General features: G+C 62.5%; 19 protein-coding genes. 8 read left to right on the top strand and 11 right to left on the bottom strand.

What is annotated here, in order from left to right; genetic code table 11:
- Nucleotides 1–80: 80 nt before the first annotated feature.
- The 4 genes from trmB to KHO53_RS11820 form a co-directional block, all read right to left on the bottom strand.
- A complete protein-coding gene (trmB, locus tag KHO53_RS11835) occupies nt 81–803 on the bottom strand; it encodes a tRNA (guanosine(46)-N7)-methyltransferase TrmB (RefSeq protein ID WP_010222200.1) in 723 nt (240 codons plus the stop codon).
- A 9-nt stretch (nt 804–812) separates the two neighbouring features.
- A complete protein-coding gene (locus tag KHO53_RS11830) occupies nt 813–1607 on the bottom strand; it encodes a thiazole synthase (protein WP_010222199.1) in 795 nt (264 codons plus the stop codon).
- A gap of 48 nt (nt 1608–1655) precedes the next feature.
- Nucleotides 1656–1856 carry a sulfur carrier protein ThiS gene (gene thiS, locus KHO53_RS11825; protein WP_010222198.1) on the bottom strand — a complete coding sequence of 67 codons (201 nt, stop codon included), beginning with the start codon at nt 1854–1856 and terminating at the stop codon, nt 1656–1658.
- 101 nt (nt 1857–1957) lie between these two features.
- Nucleotides 1958–2329, bottom strand: a complete 372-nt coding sequence (locus tag KHO53_RS11820) for a DUF423 domain-containing protein (RefSeq protein WP_010222197.1) — start codon at nt 2327–2329, stop codon at nt 1958–1960.
- 34 nt (nt 2330–2363) lie between these two features.
- Between KHO53_RS11820 and mtgA the strand changes: the two genes are divergently transcribed.
- Nucleotides 2364–3122: a monofunctional biosynthetic peptidoglycan transglycosylase gene (mtgA, locus tag KHO53_RS11815; RefSeq protein ID WP_374045235.1), complete on the top strand. Its 759-nt coding sequence runs from the start codon at nt 2364–2366 to the stop codon at nt 3120–3122.
- Nucleotides 3123–3185: 63 nt separating this feature from the next.
- Here the strand turns inward: mtgA and KHO53_RS11810 are convergent, their stop codons facing one another.
- From KHO53_RS11810 to ftsY, 5 genes are all read right to left on the bottom strand, one after another.
- Nucleotides 3186–3695: a DUF1993 domain-containing protein gene (locus tag KHO53_RS11810; RefSeq protein ID WP_010222195.1), complete on the bottom strand. Its 510-nt coding sequence runs from the start codon at nt 3693–3695 to the stop codon at nt 3186–3188.
- 80 nt (nt 3696–3775) lie between these two features.
- On the bottom strand, nt 3776–4630 hold the full coding sequence (rpoH, locus tag KHO53_RS11805) for an RNA polymerase sigma factor RpoH (protein WP_010222193.1): 855 nt from the start codon (nt 4628–4630) through the stop codon (nt 3776–3778).
- A 112-nt stretch (nt 4631–4742) separates the two neighbouring features.
- The gene (gene ftsX, locus KHO53_RS11800) at nt 4743–5771 is read right to left on the bottom strand and encodes a permease-like cell division protein FtsX (RefSeq protein WP_010222192.1); all 1029 of its coding nucleotides are present in this window, start codon (nt 5769–5771) and stop codon (nt 4743–4745) included.
- Nucleotides 5768–6439, bottom strand: a complete 672-nt coding sequence (gene ftsE, locus KHO53_RS11795; protein WP_010222191.1) for a cell division ATP-binding protein FtsE — start codon at nt 6437–6439, stop codon at nt 5768–5770. Before ftsE ends, ftsX begins: the two co-directional genes overlap by 4 nt.
- Nucleotides 6436–7956, bottom strand: a complete 1521-nt coding sequence (gene ftsY, locus KHO53_RS11790) for a signal recognition particle-docking protein FtsY (protein ID WP_213570333.1) — start codon at nt 7954–7956, stop codon at nt 6436–6438. Before ftsY ends, ftsE begins: the two co-directional genes overlap by 4 nt.
- A 230-nt stretch (nt 7957–8186) precedes the next feature.
- Here ftsY and KHO53_RS11785 point away from each other — a divergent pair, with 230 nt between their 5' ends.
- The 6 genes from KHO53_RS11785 (at nt 8187) to KHO53_RS11760 (ending at nt 15559) form a co-directional block, all read left to right on the top strand.
- On the top strand, nt 8187–9542 hold the full coding sequence (locus KHO53_RS11785; protein WP_010222189.1) for a M16 family metallopeptidase: 1356 nt from the start codon (nt 8187–8189) through the stop codon (nt 9540–9542).
- Complete coding sequence (locus KHO53_RS11780; RefSeq protein ID WP_010222188.1) at nt 9535–11034, top strand: M16 family metallopeptidase; 1500 nt, start codon at nt 9535–9537, stop codon at nt 11032–11034. Before KHO53_RS11785 ends, KHO53_RS11780 begins: the two co-directional genes overlap by 8 nt.
- Nucleotides 11034–11627: a 16S rRNA (guanine(966)-N(2))-methyltransferase RsmD gene (rsmD, locus tag KHO53_RS11775; RefSeq protein WP_010222187.1), complete on the top strand. Its 594-nt coding sequence runs from the start codon at nt 11034–11036 to the stop codon at nt 11625–11627. Before KHO53_RS11780 ends, rsmD begins: the two co-directional genes overlap by 1 nt.
- A gap of 103 nt (nt 11628–11730) precedes the next feature.
- On the top strand, nt 11731–13089 hold the full coding sequence (locus tag KHO53_RS11770; RefSeq protein WP_374045259.1) for a M16 family metallopeptidase: 1359 nt from the start codon (nt 11731–11733) through the stop codon (nt 13087–13089).
- Nucleotides 13082–14491, top strand: a complete 1410-nt coding sequence (locus KHO53_RS11765) for a M16 family metallopeptidase (protein WP_213570332.1) — start codon at nt 13082–13084, stop codon at nt 14489–14491. Before KHO53_RS11770 ends, KHO53_RS11765 begins: the two co-directional genes overlap by 8 nt.
- Nucleotides 14492–14557: 66 nt before the next feature.
- Nucleotides 14558–15559 carry a hydrolase gene (locus tag KHO53_RS11760; RefSeq protein WP_213570331.1) on the top strand — a complete coding sequence of 334 codons (1002 nt, stop codon included), beginning with the start codon at nt 14558–14560 and terminating at the stop codon, nt 15557–15559.
- A gap of 46 nt (nt 15560–15605) precedes the next feature.
- Here KHO53_RS11760 and KHO53_RS11755 read toward each other — a convergent pair whose 3' ends face one another.
- Nucleotides 15606–16460, bottom strand: a complete 855-nt coding sequence (locus KHO53_RS11755) for a sulfurtransferase (RefSeq protein WP_213570330.1) — start codon at nt 16458–16460, stop codon at nt 15606–15608.
- Nucleotides 16461–16499: 39 nt separating this feature from the next.
- Entirely contained in the window at nt 16500–17165 is a 666-nt protein-coding gene (locus KHO53_RS11750; protein ID WP_010222181.1) for a TetR/AcrR family transcriptional regulator, read from the bottom strand.
- 150 nt (nt 17166–17315) lie between these two features.
- On the opposite strand from KHO53_RS11750, the gene KHO53_RS11745 reads away from it, so the two are divergent.
- The gene (locus tag KHO53_RS11745; protein WP_036995391.1) at nt 17316–18749 is read left to right on the top strand and encodes a coniferyl aldehyde dehydrogenase; all 1434 of its coding nucleotides are present in this window, start codon (nt 17316–17318) and stop codon (nt 18747–18749) included.
- The last annotated feature ends 6 nt before the right edge of the window (nt 18750–18755 follow it).

The raw sequence follows: 18755 nt of genomic DNA, 5'->3' as shown, positions 1-18755 counted from the left end.
TGACACTTCAAAACTGCAGGCAATCACAGCACCTGTGGGAGCCGGCCTTGCCGGCGATCGAGCGCAAAGCGCTCGCCGTTTTACGCCAGCTTTTCGAACTTCAAGTCCCACACCCCATGCCCAAGCCGCTCGCCACGGCGTTCGAACTTGGTGATCGGGCGCTCGGCCGGGCGCTCTACGCACTTGCCGTCTTCGGCCAGGTTGCGATAACCCGGGGCGACGTTCATCACTTCCAGCATGTATTCGGCATAGGGCTCCCAGTCGGTGGCCATATGGAACACGCCGCCTACCTTGAGCTTGCTGCGCACAAGCTCCGCGAATTCCGGCTGGACGATGCGGCGCTTGTGGTGACGGCTCTTGTGCCAAGGGTCGGGGAAGAACAGCATCAGCCGGTCGAGGCTGTTGTCAGCCACGCACTTGTTCAGCACTTCGATGGCATCGCAGTCATACACCCGCAGGTTCTTCAGGCCCTGGGTCAGCACACCGTTGAGCAGTGCACCAACACCCGGACGGTGCACTTCGACACCGATGAAGTCCTGCTCCGGTGCGGCAGCGGCCATTTCCAGCAGGGAATGGCCCATGCCGAAACCGATCTCCAGGGTACGCGGCGCCGAGCGGCCGAAAACCTGGTCGTAGTCCACCGGGCTATCAGCCAGGGGCAGGATGAACAGCGGCCCACCCTGGTCCAGGCCACGCTGCTGGCCTTCGGTCATGCGCCCGGCGCGCATCACGAAACTCTTGATGCGGCGGTGTTGGCGCTCTTCGCCTTCGGTGGTGATCGGCGTTTCTTGCGATTCAGTCATCAGGGGCTCTTACTTGATCAGACCATCCAGCGGCGACGAGGCGCTGGCATAGAGTTTTTTCGGCATACGCCCGGCCAGATAGGCCAGACGGCCAGCGACAATGGCGTGTTTCATGGCTTCGGCCATCATGATCGGCTGCTGTGCGTGAGCAATTGCCGAGTTCATCAGCACCGCCTCACAGCCCATTTCCATGGCGATGGTGGCGTCGGAAGCAGTACCGACACCGGCATCGACCAGCACCGGGACTTTCGATTCCTCGAGGATGATCTGCAGGTTGTACGGGTTGCAGATCCCCAGGCCCGTACCGATCAGGCCGGCCAGCGGCATCACCGCGATACAGCCGGCTTCGGCCAGCTGACGGGCGATGATCGGGTCGTCGCTGGTGTAGACCATCACGTCGAAACCGTCCTTGACCAGCACTTCGGCGGCCTTGAGGGTCTCGATCACGTTGGGGAACAGGGTCTTCTGGTCGGCCAGCACTTCCAGCTTGACCAGATTGTGGCCATCGAGCAGTTCACGGGCCAGGCGACAGGTGCGCACGGCTTCGACCGCATCAAAGCAGCCGGCGGTGTTCGGCAGGATGGTGTAGCGATCAGGCGGCAGTACGTCGAGCAGGTTCGGTTCGCCCGGGTTCTGGCCGATGTTGGTGCGGCGCACGGCAACCGTGACGATCTCGGCACCGGAAGCCTCGATGGCCAGGCGGGTTTCTTCCAGGTCACGGTACTTGCCGGTGCCGACCAGCAGGCGCGACTGGAAGGTACGACCGGCCAGGGTGAAGGGCTTGTCGCTACGAACGTTGCTCATCGGTAATCCTCTTGAAGGTTGAGGGACTTGCAGGTAAATCGCGAAGGCCTAGCCACCGCCAATGGCGTGCACCACTTCAACCTGGTCGCCTTCGTTCAGCGCGGTGCTGTCGTGCTGGCTGCGTGGCACGATATCCAGGTTGAGTTCGACCGCCACCCGGCGACCTGCCAGGTCAAGCCGGTTGAGCAGGGCCGCGACGCTTTCGCCATCGGGCAATTCGAAAGGTTCACCGTTCAGTTGAATGCGCATGCGCACGGCCGCCATTATTTTTAGGGGCCCGCATTCTAGCCCTGATCAGGGCGCAAACCCAAGGCCGGGCCGCGCCATTCGTCTCGATCCGGACTCGCGGGTCAGCTCAGGCGCCAGGCTGCAAGGCCCAGGCACAGCCATCCGCCGAGAAACGCCAGGCCGCCAAAGGGGGTGATGATACCGAGCTTGCCGATACCGCTCAGGGTCAGCACATACAGGCTACCGGAAAACAGCAGGATCCCCAGGGCGAACAGACCACCGGCCCAACCGACCAGGCGCCCGGGCAGGTGCACCGACAGCACCGCCACCGCGAGCAGCGCCAGGGCATGCACCAGCTGGTAGGTCACGCCGGTATGGAAGATCGCCAGGTATTCGCTGCTCAGCCGGCCCTTGAGGCCATGAGCCGCAAAGGCGCCCAGGGCCACGCCGGTAAAGCCGAAAAACGCCGAAAGCAGCAGAAAACTACGCAGCATTGGGAAGACTCCTAGTCAGCACAGGGTCTGTATAATGGCCCGCTCCATCGGTTCGGCCAAGCCATCACCTATGCTGTCTTCCATTTTCCGTCGCCTCACCCGTGCCCTGCTGTGGTTTGCCGCAGGCAGTGCCCTGCTGGTGCTGGTGTTTCGCTGGCTGCCGCCGCCAGGCACCGCGCTGATGGTCGAGCGCAAGGTCGAGTCCTGGTTCAACGGCCAGCCCATCGACCTGCAACGGGACTGGGAGCCATGGGAACAAATCTCCGATGAGCTGAAAGTGGCGGTGATCGCCGGCGAAGACCAGAAGTTCGCCAACCACTGGGGCTTTGACTTCAACGCCATCCAGGCGGCGCTGGCCCATAACGAACGCGGCGGCAGCATCCGTGGTGCCAGCACCCTCAGCCAGCAAGTGGCCAAGAACCAGTTCCTCTGGGCTGGCCGAAGCTGGTTGCGCAAGGGCCTGGAAGCCTGGTTCACCGCGCTGATCGAACTGCTGTGGTCGAAAGAGCGGATTCTTGAGGTCTATCTCAACAGCGCTGAATGGGGCGAAGGGGTGTTTGGCGCGCAGGCGGCAGCGCGGCACCACTTCGGCGTCGATGCCAGCCAGCTGTCGCGCCAGCAAGCCAGCCTGCTGGCAGCGGTACTGCCCAGCCCGTTGAACTGGAGCGCCAGCCGGCCAAGCACTTACGTGGCGCGACGCGCCGGCTGGATTCGCCAGCAGATGCGCCAACTGGGCGGTAACGGCTACCTGGCGCCGCTGGACAGCCCACGCCGGGCGCCCTGGAGCCAATAAAAAACCCGGCAGAGCACGCGCCTTGCCGGGTTTTCATTGTTCGCTGATTACTGGGTAAACGACTTAGAACGCGCCCATGTAGTCACGCTTGCCCACTTCTACACCGTTGTGACGCAGGATTGCGTAAGTGGTGGTGACGTGGAAGAAGAACTGCGGCAGGCCGTAGGTCAGCAAATAAGCCTGGCCACTGAAGCGCTTCTCTTTCGGCGTGCCCGGACGGGTCACGATTTCGATGCCTTCCTTGCCGTCGATCTGCGCCGGCGCAACGCCGTCCAGGAAAGCCAGAACCTTGCTGATCAGCGCTTGCAGTTCAGCAAAGGTGGTTTCGCTGTCATCGTATTTCGGCAACTCGACCTCAGCCAGGCGCGCCGATACACCCTTGGCGAAATCAACAGCGATCTGCACCTGGCGAACCAGTGGAAACATATCCGGATACAGGCGAGCCTGGAGAAACACGCTCGGCTCAATGTTTTTCGCCGTAGCGTGAGCTTCGGCCTTGCTCAGAACATCGCTCAAGGCGTTGAGCATTTGCTTGAAAACAGGAACAGAAGCGGCATACAAGGAAATGGTCATAACAGCCTCGACAAGGGTGGCGGAGAATCATGAAAAAGCCCCGACACGTCGGGGCTTTTTGGTTATTGCCGTTTTGCGAATCAGACCGCGATCAAGGCTTTGACCTTATTCATCGCGTTCTTTTCCAGCTGGCGGATCCGCTCGGCGGACACGCTGTACTTCTCGGCCAGGTCATGCAGGGTGGCCTTTTCCTCGGCCAGCCAGCGCTGGTAGAGGATATCGCGGCTGCGGTCATCCAGGCCTTGCAGGGCTTCGTGCAGGTTGCTGGTGGAGTTGTCACTCCAGTCGGCATCCTCCAGCTGACGCGCAGGGTCGTAACGGTGGTCTTCCAGGTAGTTGGCCGGCGACTGGAACGCACTGTCGTCGTCGGCTTCACTGGCCGGGTCGAAGGCCATGTCCTGACCGGTCAGGCGGCTCTCCATCTCCCGCACTTCACGCGGCTCGACGCCCAGGCTTTCGGCGACACGATGGACTTCATCGTTGTTCAGCCAGGCCAGGCGTTTTTTCTGGCTGCGCAGGTTGAAGAACAGCTTGCGCTGGGCCTTGGTGGTGGCCACCTTGACGATGCGCCAGTTGCGCAGGATGAACTCGTGAATCTCGGCCTTGATCCAGTGCACCGCGAAGGACACCAGGCGCACGCCCATTTCCGGGTTGAAGCGCTTGACCGCTTTCATCAGGCCAACGTTGCCTTCCTGAATCAGGTCGGCCTGGGCCAGCCCGTAGCCGGAATAGCTGCGAGCGATGTGTACGACAAAGCGCAGGTGGGCGAGCACCATCTGCCGAGCCGCCCCAAGATCCTGCTCATAGTAGAGACTCTCGGCCAGTTCACGCTCCTGCTCCGGCGTCAGCAGTGGAATGCTGTTGACCGTGTGCACGTAGGCTTCCAGGTTTGCGCCGGGAACCAGGGCATAGGCAGGTTGCAACGAAGTGGTCATACGAAAAAACCTCCGACTCACTAAACTCGTGCCAAAGGCACTGCCAACATTGACCGGGAACCGCGAAACAAGTTCCCTAAAAATGAAAAGAGTCAATACCGGCAAAAAGACACTATCGCGGTGCAAGCTCGCTCAAGTGGCGGGCGACCGCAATCCAAGCACCGATATACCCTAACAATACCGCTCCAAGCAAGAGGGAAAGACCATCGGCTGACGGAACCCCGGCCAGGGCAAAATCACTGCCATATAGCCCGGAAAGCCCGATAACCGCGTCATTCAGCCAGTTCAGGCCAAATGCCAGCACGCCCCAGGCCAGTACCCCGGCACCCAGGCCGTACAAGGCGCCCATGTACAGGAAAGGCCGGCGCACATAGCTGTCGGTGCCACCGACCAGCTTGATCACTTCAATCTCGGTACGACGGTTCTCGATGTGCAGGCGAATTGTGTTACCAATTACCAAAAGCAGGGCCGAGACCAGCAAAACGGTCAAGCCGAAGACGAACCGATCCCCCAACTTGAGGATCGCTGCCAGGCGCTCGACCCACACCAGGTCAAGCTGCGCGGCTTCGACCTTGGGCAGCTCGGCCAGGCGCTGACGCAGGGCTTCCAGTGCCGGCTTGTCGACTTGCGCCGGGGTCACCACCACCACGCCAGGCAGCGGGTTTTCCGGCAGTTCGCGCAGGGCTTCGCCCAGGCCGGACTGCTGCTGGAACTCGTTGAGGGCCTGTTCGCGGCTGACATACTCGGCTTCGGCAACACCTGGCAAGCCTTTGATCTGCTCGCGCAGGGCTTCGCCGTCATGGCTGCTGGCATCCAGCTTCAGGTACAGTGAAATCTGCGCCGCGCGCTGCCACGAACCGCCCAGACGCTCGACGTTGCTCAGCAGCAACGACAGGCCCATCGGCAGGCTCAGGGCCACCGCCATCACCAGGCAGGTAAAGAAGCTGCCGATCGGCTGTTTGCCCAGGCGCCGCAGGCTGTCGAGCAGGCTCGAGCGGTGGCTTTCCAGCCAGGCGTGCAGCAGGGTACGGAAATCCGGGCCGTCATCATCGTGAGCGCCGCGTTTTTTTTGTTCCGGTGCAGGTTCAGCGGCTTTTGGCGCTACCCGCTCGGACACCTTGGGACTACGTGTCGCACTCATTGCCCGGCCTCCCCATCGCCGATCAAGCGGCCGCGCTGCAGGGTCAGCATGCGATGGCGCATGCGCGCGATCAGCGCCAGGTCGTGACTGGCGATCAGCACGCTGGTACCCAGGCGGTTGATATCTTCGAAAACGCCCATGATCTCCGCGGCCAGGCGCGGGTCGAGGTTACCGGTGGGTTCGTCCGCCAGCAGCAAGGCCGGGCGGTGGACGATAGCGCGAGCAATGCCGACGCGCTGTTGCTGGCCGGTAGACAGGTCGCCGGGGTACAGCTCGGCTTTGTCCGACAGGGCCACGCGTTCGAGCGCCGAGTCGACCCGCTTGGCCACTTCGGCCTTGGACAGGCCGAGGATCTGCAGCGGCAGGGCGACGTTGTTGAACACGGTGCGGTCGAACAGCAGCTGGTGGTTCTGGAATACCACGCCGATCTGCCGGCGCAGGAACGGGATCTGCGCATTGCTGATCTGCCCCAGGTCCTGCCCGGCCAGCAGCAACTTGCCGCTGGTGGGGCGTTCCATGGCCAGCAGCAGGCGCAGCAGGGTACTTTTGCCGGCACCGGAATGGCCGGTAACGAACAGGAATTCGCCCCGACGCACCCGAAAACTCAACTCATGCAGGCCAACGTGACCATTGGGGTAGCGCTTGGCGACCTGTTCGAATCGAATCATGGATGCTCCCGCTCGGCAAACAGTGCTTTCACGAAGGGTTCGGCTTCGAACGTGCGCAGATCGTCAATTCCTTCGCCCACGCCAATATAGCGGATCGGCAGGCCGAACTGCTTGGCCAGGGCAAAGATCACCCCGCCTTTGGCGGTGCCGTCAAGCTTGGTCAGGGCCAGGCCGGTCAGTTCGACGCTCTGGTTGAAATGCTTGGCCTGGTTGATGGCGTTCTGTCCGGTACCGGCGTCGAGCACCAGCAGCACCTCGTGCGGCGCGTCGGCATCGAGCTTGCCGATAACCCGGCGAACCTTCTTCAGCTCTTCCATCAGGTTGTCTTTAGTGTGCAGGCGACCGGCGGTGTCGGCGATCAACACATCTATATTACGGGCCTTGGCGGCCTGCACGGCATCGAAGATCACCGAGGCCGAATCGGCGCCGGTGTGCTGGGCGATGACCGGGATCTGGTTGCGCTCGCCCCAGACCTGCAGTTGCTCGACCGCTGCGGCGCGGAAGGTGTCGCCAGCGGCGAGCATGACTTTCTTGCCTTCGAGCTGCAGCTTTTTCGCCAGCTTGCCGATAGTGGTGGTCTTGCCAGCGCCGTTGACGCCGACCACCAGGATCACGAACGGCTTGGCCTGGTGGTGGATACGCAGCGGTTGCTCGACCGGCTTGAGCAGGTCGGCCAGCTCGCCTTGCAGCGACTTGTACAACGCATCGCTGTCGGCCAACTGCTTGCGCGCAACCTTCTGGGTCAGGCTCTGGACGATCACCGAGGTGGCTTCGACGCCAACGTCGGCGGTCAGCAGGCGGGTTTCGATCTCATCGAGCAGGTCGTCGTCGATAGCCTTCTTGCCCAGGAACAGGCTGGCCATGCCTTCGCCGATACTGGCGCTGGTCTTCGACAGGCCCTGTTTGAGGCGGGCGAAGAAGCCACCCTTGCTCTCTTCGCTGCGGGCTGGAGCGGCAGGCTCGGCTGGAGCAGGCTCGGCAACCGCAGCAGGCACCGCAACGGCAGCGGCTACAGGGGCAGGCTCGGGTTGCGGTACGACGACCGGCGCAGGCGCAACAACCGGTTCAGGCGCAACGACTACTGGCTCAGGCTCAGGCTCAGGCCCAGGCACAACCACCACCGGCTCAGGCTCGATGACCGGGGCCGGGACAGGCTCCTGACGCGGTGGAATGGGCGGCGGCGTATGCGGCTCAAGGTCGGCAACCAGGGCTACCGGCTCTTCAGGCACGGGCAGCACCAGGCCGACGGACGGTACCGGTTGCACCTCGACTGGCGCAGCAGGTGGCGCAGCGGTCACAGGCTCCGGCGCGGCAACCGGCGCAGGCGCAACCTCGACCGGGGCAACGGCGGCCACAACCTCGGCAGGCAACGCAGCAGGTTGCTCCGCTTCAATCGGTGCAGGAGCTTGCGGCTGTTCGGCTACAGGTTGCTGGGGCTTTTTGCGCAGCCAGCCGAACAGGCCTTTCTTTTCACCAGCCGCGGCCGGCGTCTTTTTGTCGTCGTTGGAACCAAACATGGAAGACGGCTATCTCAGGGTAGCGATGCGCCACTGCGGCGCTTCTTAAATTCTCTTAACGCAGAACAGTCTACTTTTAATCCGGCTCGTTCTTGCGCAGCATTTTGTCATCAAGCCTTCGGGCTGGTTCCATGACAGGCATGGTCCTCAGGCAACCGGATCAGTATCCTAGCACCTCCAAGCCCGCCGACGCTAAGACCACGCGGGCAGTCCTACAGGTTAAACAACGTATGAATGCTCTAGCCCGCCGCGCCGCTGGCCTGTTGCTCAGCACAGTTTGTCTGCCGTTCGCGGCCTTTGCCGCCGATACGCAACCCACCCACGAGTTCATTCTCGACAACGGCCTGAAAGTGGTCGTGCGCGAGGACCACCGGGCGCCGGTGGTGGTCTCGCAGATCTGGTACAAGGTCGGCTCGACCTACGAATCCCCCGGCCAGACCGGCCTTTCCCATGCACTGGAACACATGATGTTCAAGGGCAGCGAGAAGCTCGGCCCCGGCGAAGCCTCGCGCATTCTGCGTGACCTGGGCGCCGAAGAGAACGCCTTCACCAGCGACGATTACACCGCTTATTACCAGGTACTGGCCCGCGACCGCCTGCCGGTGGCCCTGGAGCTTGAAGCCGACCGCATGGCCAGCCTGCGCCTGCCGGCCGACGAGTTCAGCCGCGAAATCGAGGTCATCAAGGAAGAGCGCCGCCTGCGCACCGATGACCAGCCCAACGCCAAGGCCTTCGAGCTGTTCAGCGCCATGGCCTTCCCGGCCAGCAGCTATCGCACCCCGACCATCGGCTGGATGGCTGACCTTGACCGCATGAAGGTCGAGGAGCTGCGCCACTGGTACGAGTCCTGGTACGTGCCGAACAACGCCACCCTGGTGGTGGTCGGCGATGTCACCGTCGATGAGGTCAAGGGCCTGGCCCAGCGCTTCTTCGGCGCCATCCCGAAACGTGCGGTGCCACCGGCCAAGCTGCCGCTGGAACTGGCCAAGCCTGGCCTGCGTGAAACCACCCTGCATGTGCAAACCCAGCTGCCGAGCCTGATCTACGGCTTCAACGCCCCGGGCCTGGCCACTGCCAAGGACCCGCGCACCGTGCACGCCCTGCGGCTGATCTCGGCGCTGCTCGACGGCGGCTACAGCGCTCGCCTGCCGAGCCGCCTGGAGCGCGGCCAGGAGCTGGTTTCCGGCGCCTCGTCCAGCTACAACCCGTTCACCCGCGGCGATAGCCTGTTCCTGATCTCGGCCACGCCGAACCTGCAGAAGCACAAGACCCTGGCCGACGTCGAAGCCGGTATCTGGAAGCTGCTCGACGAGCTCAAGACCACCCCGCCCTCGCCTGAAGAGCTTGAGCGCGTACGTGCCCAGGTCATCGCCGGGCTGGTCTACGACCGCGACTCCATCAGCAGCCAGGCCACCGCCATCGGCCAGCTGGAAACCGTCGGCCTGTCGTGGAAACTGATCGACAGTGAACTGGACGAGCTGAAAAGCGTGACGCCGGCCGATATCCAGAACGCCGCCCGCACCTATTTCACCCGTGAACGCCTGAGCGTTGCCCATGTACTGCCCGAGGAGAACGCTCATGAGTGAACGCAGCGCACCCCGCTACACCCTGATCGGCCTGGGCCTGCTGTTGCTGATCGGCCTGCTGGCATTCTTCCTGGCCAAGCCTGCGCAGTCGGATAACGCCGCGCAACCGGCCACCAGCACCGCAGCCAAGCCGGCCAATACCCTGCAATCGCTGGCCGAGCTGGACGGCAAGGCGCCAAGCCGCCGGCAACTGAACATCCAGACCTGGAACACCGCCGAAGGCGCCCGCGTGCTGTTCGTCGAAGCCCGCGAGTTGCCGATGTTCGACCTGCGCCTGACCTTCGCCGCCGGCAGTAGCCAGGACGGCGATGCCCCGGGCCTGGCGACCCTTACCAACGCCATGCTCAACGAAGGCGTGGCCGGCAAGGACGTCACCGCCATCGCCGAAGGCTTCGAAGGCCTGGGCGCCGACTTTGGCAACGGCGCCTACCGCGACATGGCTGTAGCCTCGCTGCGCAGCCTGAGCGCCGCCGACAAACGCGAGCCGGCGCTGAAGCTGTTCGCCGACGTGGTCGGCAAGCCAACCTTCCCGCAGGACGCCCTGACCCGCATCAAGAACCAGATGCAGGCCGGCTTCGAGTACCAGAAGCAAAACCCGGGCAAACTCGCCAGCATCGAGTTGTTCGAGCGCCTGTACGGCAACCACCCCTATGCTCACCCAAGTGACGGCACCGCCAAGAGCATCCCGCCGATTACCCTGGAACAACTGCGTGCCTTCCACGCCAAGGCCTACGCCGCTGGCAACACGGTGATCGCACTGGTCGGTGATCTGAGCCGCAGCGAAGCTGAAGCCATCGCCGCGCAGGTCTCCTCGGCCCTGCCCAAAGGCCCGGCCCTGGCCAAGCTGGCCCAGCCAAGCGAGCCCAAGGCCGGCGCCAACCACATCGATTTCCCGTCCAAGCAGACCCACCTGATGCTCGCCCAACTGGGTATCGACCGTAACGATCCGGACTACGCCGCGCTGTCGCTGGGTAACCAGATCCTCGGCGGCGGCACCTTCGGCACCCGCTTGATGAGCGAAGTGCGCGAAAAGCGCGGCCTGACCTATGGCGTGTACTCGGTGTTCAGCCCGATGCAGGTGCGTGGCCCGTTCATGATCAACCTGCAGACCCGTGCCGAGCTCAGCGAGGGCACCCTCAAGCTGGTCCAGGACATCCTCGCCGACTACCTCAAGAGCGGCCCGACCCAGCAAGAACTGGACGACGCCAAGCGTGAACTGGCCGGCAGCTTCCCGCTGTCCAATGCCAGCAACGCCAGCATCGTCGGCCAACTGGGCGCCATCGGCTTCTACAACCTGCCACTGACCTGGCTGGAAGACTACATGCAACAGTCCCAGGCGCTGACCACCGAACAGGTCAAGGCTGCACTGAACAAACACCTGGCCGCTGACAAGATGGTCATCGTCACCGCCGGGCCAAGCGTGCCGCAAAAACCCTTGCCGCCGCCCACTGACAAACCCGCCGAGCAACCGCTTGGCGTACCGGAGCACTAATGGCCAGTCCATCCGCAAAACCGGCCAAGCCGCACCACGGCCAGGGCCAACTGCGCATCATTGCCGGCGAATGGCGTAGCCGGCGCCTGAGCTTCCCTGACGCGCCGGGCCTGCGCCCGACCCCGGACCGGGTCCGCGAGACCCTGTTCAACTGGCTCGCCCCGTACATCGAAGGGGCCAAGGTGCTCGACGCCTACACCGGCAGCGGTGCGCTGTACCTCGAAGCGCTGTCCCGTGGCGCGGCCGAGTCCGTGGCCCTGGACAGCAACCCGGCGGCCATCGCCAGCCTGCGGCAGAATCTGGAAACCCTGCGTTGCCCACGCGGCCAGGTGATCCAGACCGACGCCCAGCGCTACCTGCAGGGTGAACCGAAGCTGGCCTTCGACCTGGTGTTCCTCGATCCGCCGTTCAACCAGGGCCTGCTGCCCACCACCTGCGCCTTGCTTGAAGAGCGTCAGTGGCTGGCCGAGAGCGCCTGGATCTACACCGAGAGCGAAACCCCGCCATCGACCCTGCAACTGCCCGGCAACTGGCGCTTGCACCGGGAGAAGAAGGCCGGCCAGGTGTACTACGCACTCTGGCAGCGCGGCTGAGCAGTCACCACGACCCGGCCGCTGCCGGGTCGTGCGCGCTAAATATCTAACGCCTTTCATCTCCACGCTTGCCTGATCGTGTGCCTTGTTTTCAACCACAAGGATCACTGTCATGGATCGACGCACCTCCCTCAGGAGCAGCCTGCTCGGCCTGTTTCTGCTATCAGGCCAGGCCCTGGCCGAACCCTCCATTCGCCATGAGTTCACCCTCGACAACGGCCTGCACGTAGTCATCAGCGAGGACCGCCGGGCTCCCGTGGTCACCACACATATGCTGGTCAAGGTGGGTTCGAGTCACGAATACCCCGGGCAGTCCGGTTTGTCCCACGCCCTCGAACACCTGCTCTACCGAGGCAGTGCCAAGACCGCCCCAGGTCAGCTCTCACAGATCATCGAGCGCCTGGGCGGCGAGGACAACGCCTACACCATCCGTGACTTCACCGTGCATCATCAGACGCTGCCCAGTGATCGGCTGGCTGTAGCGCTGGAGCTCAATGCCGATCTGCTCAAAGGCGCAGTGCTGAGCGAACACGAGTTCGTGCGCGAAATCGAAGCGGTCAAGGCTGAGCGGCGAGAGAATGTCGATGACGATCCATTGCAAAGGCTCTTCGAGCAACTGCAGGCCATTGCCTACCCGCAAAGCAGCTATCACACCCCGGTAATCGGCTGGATGAGTGATCTGCAGCGCATGCACAACGATGAACTGCACGCCTGGTATCGCACCTGGTATGCACCCAATAATGCGACGTTGATCATCGTCGGCGATGTGCAGCGCGATGATGTAAAACGACAGGTTGAAAAGTACTTTGCAGGCTTCCCTCGCCAGGACCTGCCAATCAGCAAAAAACCCCTTCAAGTCACTGCGCCAGGACAACGGCAGGTTACGGTGCATGATGATTTCAGCACGCCAACGCTGATCATGGCCTTCAACGTGCCGACCTACGCCACCGCTGAATCGGCAGATGACGTGCATGCCTTGCGCCTGCTCTCGGCATTGCTGGGCTCAGGCCTGAGCGCCCGCCTCAGTACCAGGCTGGAACGCCAACAAACACTGCTATCGCATCCCGAAGTCAACTATGGGCCGGTGGCCAGGGGCGATAACCTGTTCGAAATCCAGGCCTCTATCAACACCGCCCACCCCAGACCGCTGGCCGAACTGCAAGCGGCTATCTGGGCAGAACTGCAGGCACTGAAAAAGCGTCCTCCCGAACCTGTCGAACTTGCTCGGGCGCGGGCACTGCTGCTGGCCGAAAATACCTTTGCCCGCGATTCCCTCGAAGGCCAGGCCAGCGATATAGCCGCCATGCTCGGCAGCGGCTTGCCAGCCTCTCAGTTGGACAATGACGCAACCGACCTACAGCGAATAACCTGCGAACAGATTCAACAGGTCGCCAAAACCTACTTCACCCGCGAACGACTCGCGGTCGCCTACCTGCAGGCCAAGGAGGCCGATGATGAATAAGCTCAAACGTTACCTTTTGCCTGCCCTACTGGTGATGGCATCCGCCACTTCCCACGCCCAGAGCCAAAGCGCTCCACTTGAACTGGAATCCCTGAAAACCACCGGGACACTGGCAATCAACCCGCAATTGCCGATCGAATCGTGGCAGACACCTCAGGGCAGCAAAGTCCTGTTTGTGCGCAACAACCAATTGCCGATGTTTGATCTTCAGGTTGTATTTGCCGCTGGCAGCGCCCGCGATGATGGTGCCGCCGGCCTGGCGCAACTCACCCTGAGCATGCTCGATGAAGGCACCGTCGAGCGCGATGCCTTGCAGATCGCCGAAGACTTCGACGAAGTGGGTGCGATATTCAACAAGCAGGCACTGCGAGACAGTGCAGCCGTAACCCTGCGCAGCCTCAGTAGCCAAGAGCAGAGAAGCAAAGCCGTCGGGTTGCTGGCAGAAGTGCTCGGCAAACCCCAATTGGCCGAAGACAAGCTGCCGCAGATCAAGGATCAGCTCACCAGCCTGCTCACACAACGCCAGCAGCACGCGACTTACAAGGCCCATGACCTGCTCTACCAACATGCATTCGCTAATCATCCCTACGCGTCGAACAGCATCGGCACCGTGCAGGCTATCGAATCGCTGACCATTGCCGATGTACGGGCCTTTCACCAAAGCGCCTTCAGCGCGGGCAATGCCCTGATAACCCTGGTGGGCGACCTTTCGCTCGAGCAGGCCGAGGCTATCGCGAGTCACATATCGGCAGCGTTGCCCCAGGGGCCGGCACTCTGGCCATTACCCGTGCCAGCGTCCTTCGAGCCCGAGATTTACCACCTTGAACATCCAGGCACCCAGGCGCTCTTGTTGTTCGCCATTCCCGGCATCAATGCCCGAGATCCAGATGCGCCCGCGCTGACGCTGGCCAACCTGATATTAGGTGGGCCCGGCGCAACTTCGCGGCTGTTCAATGAACTGCGCAGCCAACGCGGATTGACCTACGCTGCCAGCTCAAGGCTGATCCAGCACCCTGCCAGCGGTATCTGGACCTTTACTACTCAGGTTCAGGCCAGGTATCGCGATGCCACAATGGCGTTGCTGGAGCAATTGCTTACAGACTATGCCGTTCAGGGCCCAACTGCGCAGGAGTTCGAAGATGCGAAGCAGAAACTACGCGGCAACTACCTGCTGGGCTCGGTGAGCAACCAGCAGATCAGCGATCTCCTGCGCTTCACCGGCTTCAACCAGTTACCACTGGATAGCCGCCAGGCTTTTCTCAAGAAGGTCCAGGCCTTGACCCTGGACCAGCTGAAAGTCGCATTGAAAAATCACCTCAAGCTCGACAAGCTGGTGCAAATCAGTGTCGGCCCAACGGTCGAACAGGACGCCTTGCCTGAATCCAAACCTGCAACCGGCTGATGGTTTCAAGCAAGTGTCAGTAACCGGACATACACTTATCTGAAATAGATTTGCGAGTAATACACGATGTCGCCCTCAGCCCCCAGCCCCTTCAAACCTGCCCTGGGGCTGGGCAATCCGCATTTGCAGACACTCTGGGGGCCGCTGTGGCGCAAGTCGGCGGCCCTGAGCCGTCAGCGCGAACGTCTATGGCTCGCCGATGGCGACTTTCTCGACCTCGACTGGCATGGCCCACATGAAGCAACAACGCCAGTGGTGCTGGTACTGCACGGGCTGACCGGCTCTTCCAACTCACCGTACGTCATCGGTATCCAACAGGCCCTGGCCGACTGCGGCTGGGCCAGCGTGGCGCTGAACTGGCGCGGCTGCTCGGGAGAGCCCAACCTGCTGCCACGCAGCTACCACTCCGGCGCCAGCGAAGACCTGGCCGAAACCATCGACCACCTGCGTGCGCAGCGCCCGCAAGCTCCGTTGTACGCCGTCGGTTATTCGCTGGGCGGCAATGTACTACTCAAGCATTTGGGTGAAGCCGGCTCGGCCAGCCAATTGCAGGCGGCGGTGGCGGTATCGGTACCGTTTCGCCTTGACCAGTGCGCCGACCGCATCGGCCTGGGTTTTTCCCGGGTGTACCAGGCGCATTTCATGCGCGCCATGCTCGCTTATGTGAAGGACAAGCAGCGCCACTTCCAGCATCACGGCCACCACGAAGGGCTCGCCGCGCTGGAGCGCCTGGGGCCGCTGGAAAATCTGCGCACCTTCTGGGATTTCGACGGCCGGGTGACCGCACCGCTCAATGGCTTTCGCGATGCCAAGGATTACTACCAGCGTGCTTCCAGCCGGTATTTTCTGGGCGAGAACCGCACGCCGACGCTGATCATCCATTCCAGCGATGATCCGTTCGTGTTCGCCCATAGCTTGCCAGCGGTCAATGAACTGGCGGCGCAGACCACCTTTGAGCTGCATGCACGGGGCGGGCATGTGGGCTTTGTCGATGGCAGCGTGCGCAACCCGGGGTATTACCTGGAGCGGCGGATTCCGCAGTGGCTGGCGATAAATAGAGCTGGCTGAAAAAGCATCGCCGGCAAGGCTGCATTGCAGCCCAACAAGGGCTTACTCAGTCGCCGGTGGCCACCGCCCGTTTGGAGTCGGTAATCCAATCACTCCACGAGCCTGCATACAGCTTGCCCAGCGGATACCCCGCCAGCGCCAGGGCAAACAGGTTGTGGCAAGCCGTCACCCCCGACCCGCAGTAAGCAACCAGTTGCTCTGGCGAACGCTTGTCCAGCTTCTCGGCAAAGCGCTGCTTGAGCTGCTCGGCCGGCAGAAACCGCCCGTCGGCGCCCAGATTGTCGGTAAAGGCCGCGCATTGTGCACCGGGAATATGCCCGGCCACCGGATCGATTGGCTCGACCTCGCCGCGAAAACGCGGCAGCCCACGGGCATCAATCAACGTAAGCTCCGGCTGGCCCAGGCGCTCGCCCAACTGCGTGGCATCCACTACCAGGCTATCGTCCGGCTCGCCGCTGAAGTTACCTTCGCGCTTGACCGGCGGGTCGAGGCTCAGCGGCAGCCCGGCCGCATGCCAGGCTTTAAGACCGCCATCGAGGATGAATACACCACTGCGCTTGCCCAACCAGGCCAGCAACCACCAGGCCCGGGCCGCGAAGGCGCCCGGACCATCGTCGTACAGGACAATCTCACTGTCGTTATCGATACCCCAGGCCCGCAGCCGTCCGATCAGGTGCTGCGGCTCCGGCAGCGGATGCCGCCCGGTCACGCCCTTGGTGACCGGCCCACTGAGGTCGCGCTCAAGGTCGGCAAAGTGCGCCCCGGCAATATGCCCCTCGGCATAGCTGCGCTGACCATAATCGATGTCTTCCAGGGCAAAACGGCAATCGAGAATCACCAGCGCCGGCGCCTCCAGGCGTTCGGCCAATTGCTGGGCGGTGATCAGTTGCGCGAGGGGCATGACAGTCTCCTGAACGATTGAACGGGTAAGGCCTGGGCGTTATTGCTCCAGTGCCTGGTCAAGCGAAACGTAGAACTCCTGGCACAAGGCATCCACGGCGGGGCGCGCCTTGGCGGTGACAAAGCCGAGCTCCAGCACCAATACCTGATAGACACCACGCTTGAAGGCTTCTTCACTCAAATGCGTTGAAATTTCGCGAGTCGTGCAGAGAAAACGCACCCAGGATGTGAGAACAATCCAGGCATTGAGGGTCAGCGACTCGATCTGCACGCTGTCCATCTCAACGATGCCGGCCTCGACAAAGCCGCGATAGATCGCCTGGCCCTGCAGCAGGCAACGCTGGGAAAAGCGCCTATATCGCGCAGCCAACTCTTTGTCGCTGTCGAGCAGATGCTCAAGGTCGCGGTGCAGAAAGCGGTAGTTCCACATCGCCGCCAGCAGCGCCTTGAGGTAGAAGCGCTTGTCCTCGACCGTCGCCTGACGCCCTTGCGGCGGGCGCAGGAAGCTTTCCACCAACTCTTCATACTGGGTGAAGAGCACGGCGATGATTTCCTGCTTGTTGGCAAAGTGGTAGTACAGGTTGCCGGGCGAGATTTCCATGTGCGCGGCAATGTGGTTGGTGCTGACACTGCGCTCGCCCTGCTGGTTGAACAGCTCCAGGCTGTTCTGCACGATGCGCTCGCGGGTCTTGATACGCGGGGCCATGATCAATTCCAGGCGTTGAGCTTGAATGTATAGGTCCATCTTACGGTGTATCCACACCGGTATGTACCTGCAGACGCTGTGAAAAACAGTCGCACAGGGCACATATTAGAGTATATGCTCTAGAAAACCTGCCTTGCCGTGGAGTTTCGCATGCTCGCCGACGCTACCCGCTCTTTGCCGCTCACCGAATTCGATGCCCTCGACGCGCTGTTCGCCGCCCAGCGCCAGGCCTTTGCCGGTAACCCCATGCCCTCGGCGCCGCAGCGCCGGCAATGGCTGAAAAGCTTGCGCGAAGCCCTGCTGGAGCAACAGGACGCGTTGGTTGCAGCGATCAGCGAGGACTTTTCCGGGCGCAGTGCCGACGAAACCTTGCTGGCCGAACTGATGCCGAGTATTCAGGGCCTGCGCCATGGCGAAAAACACCTCAAGCAGTGGATGAAAGCCTCGAAACGCAAGGTCGGCCTGGCCTTCCAGCCGGCCAGCGCCAAGGTGCAGTACCAGCCGCTGGGCGTGGTCGGCATCATCGTGCCGTGGAACTACCCGCTGCTTCTTGCCATCGGCCCGCTGACCTGCGCCCTGGCCGCCGGCAACCGGGTAATGCTCAAGCTCAGCGAAGCCACGCCAGCCACCGGCCTGCTGCTCAAGCAGTTGCTCGACAAGGTATTCCCCGACGACCTGGTCAGCGTCGTGCTGGGTGAAGCCGAGGTTGGCCAGGCCTTCTCGCGGCTGCCGTTCGACCACCTGTTGTTCACTGGCGCCACCAGCGTCGGCCGCCAGGTAATGCTTGCCGCCGCGCAGAACCTGACCCCGGTGACCCTGGAGCTGGGCGGCAAATCGCCAGCCATCGTCTCTGCCAGCGTGCCCCTGGCCGATGCCGCCGAACGCATCGCCTTCGGCAAGACCCTCAATGCCGGGCAGACCTGCGTGGCCCCCGACTACGTGCTGGTGCCGCGCGATCGTCTCGACGACTTCGCCCATGCCTATCGCAATGTGGTCCGGCGCTTCTACCCGACCCTGGCCGACAACCCGGACTACAGCGCGATCATCAACCCACGCCACCTGGCCCGCCTGCAGAGCTACCTGGAAGACGCCCGTAGCAAGGGTGCCGAAATCATCGACCTGTACCCCGAAGAACCTCGCCAGGGCCGCCGCCTGCCGCCACACCTGCTGCTCAAGGTCAGCGACGAGATGCGTGTGATGCAGGACGAAATCTTCGGCCCGTTACTGCCACTGGTGCCCTACGACAGCCTCGACCAGGCGCTGGCCTACATCAATCAGCGCCCGCGCCCGCTGGCGCTGTATTACTTCGGCTACGAACGCCGCGAACAACAACGGGTGCTGGAGCAGACCCACTCCGGCGGCGTGTGCCTCAATGACACGTTGCTGCACGTCGCCCAGGACGACCTGCCATTCGGCGGCATCGGCCCGTCGGGCATGGGCCATTACCACGGTCATGAAGGCTTCCTGACCTTCAGCAAGGCCAAGGCGGTACTCGCTAAGCAGCGCTTCAACGCCGCGCGGCTGATCTACCCGCCCTACGGCAAGACACTGCTCAAGCTGGTGTACAAACTGTTCATTCGCTGAAAACCA

Source organism: Pseudomonas sp. RC2C2 (assembly GCF_018390435.1).
GTDB lineage: Bacteria > Pseudomonadota > Gammaproteobacteria > Pseudomonadales > Pseudomonadaceae > Aquipseudomonas > Aquipseudomonas donghuensis.
This window is presented reverse-complemented; position numbering and strand designations above follow the sequence as displayed.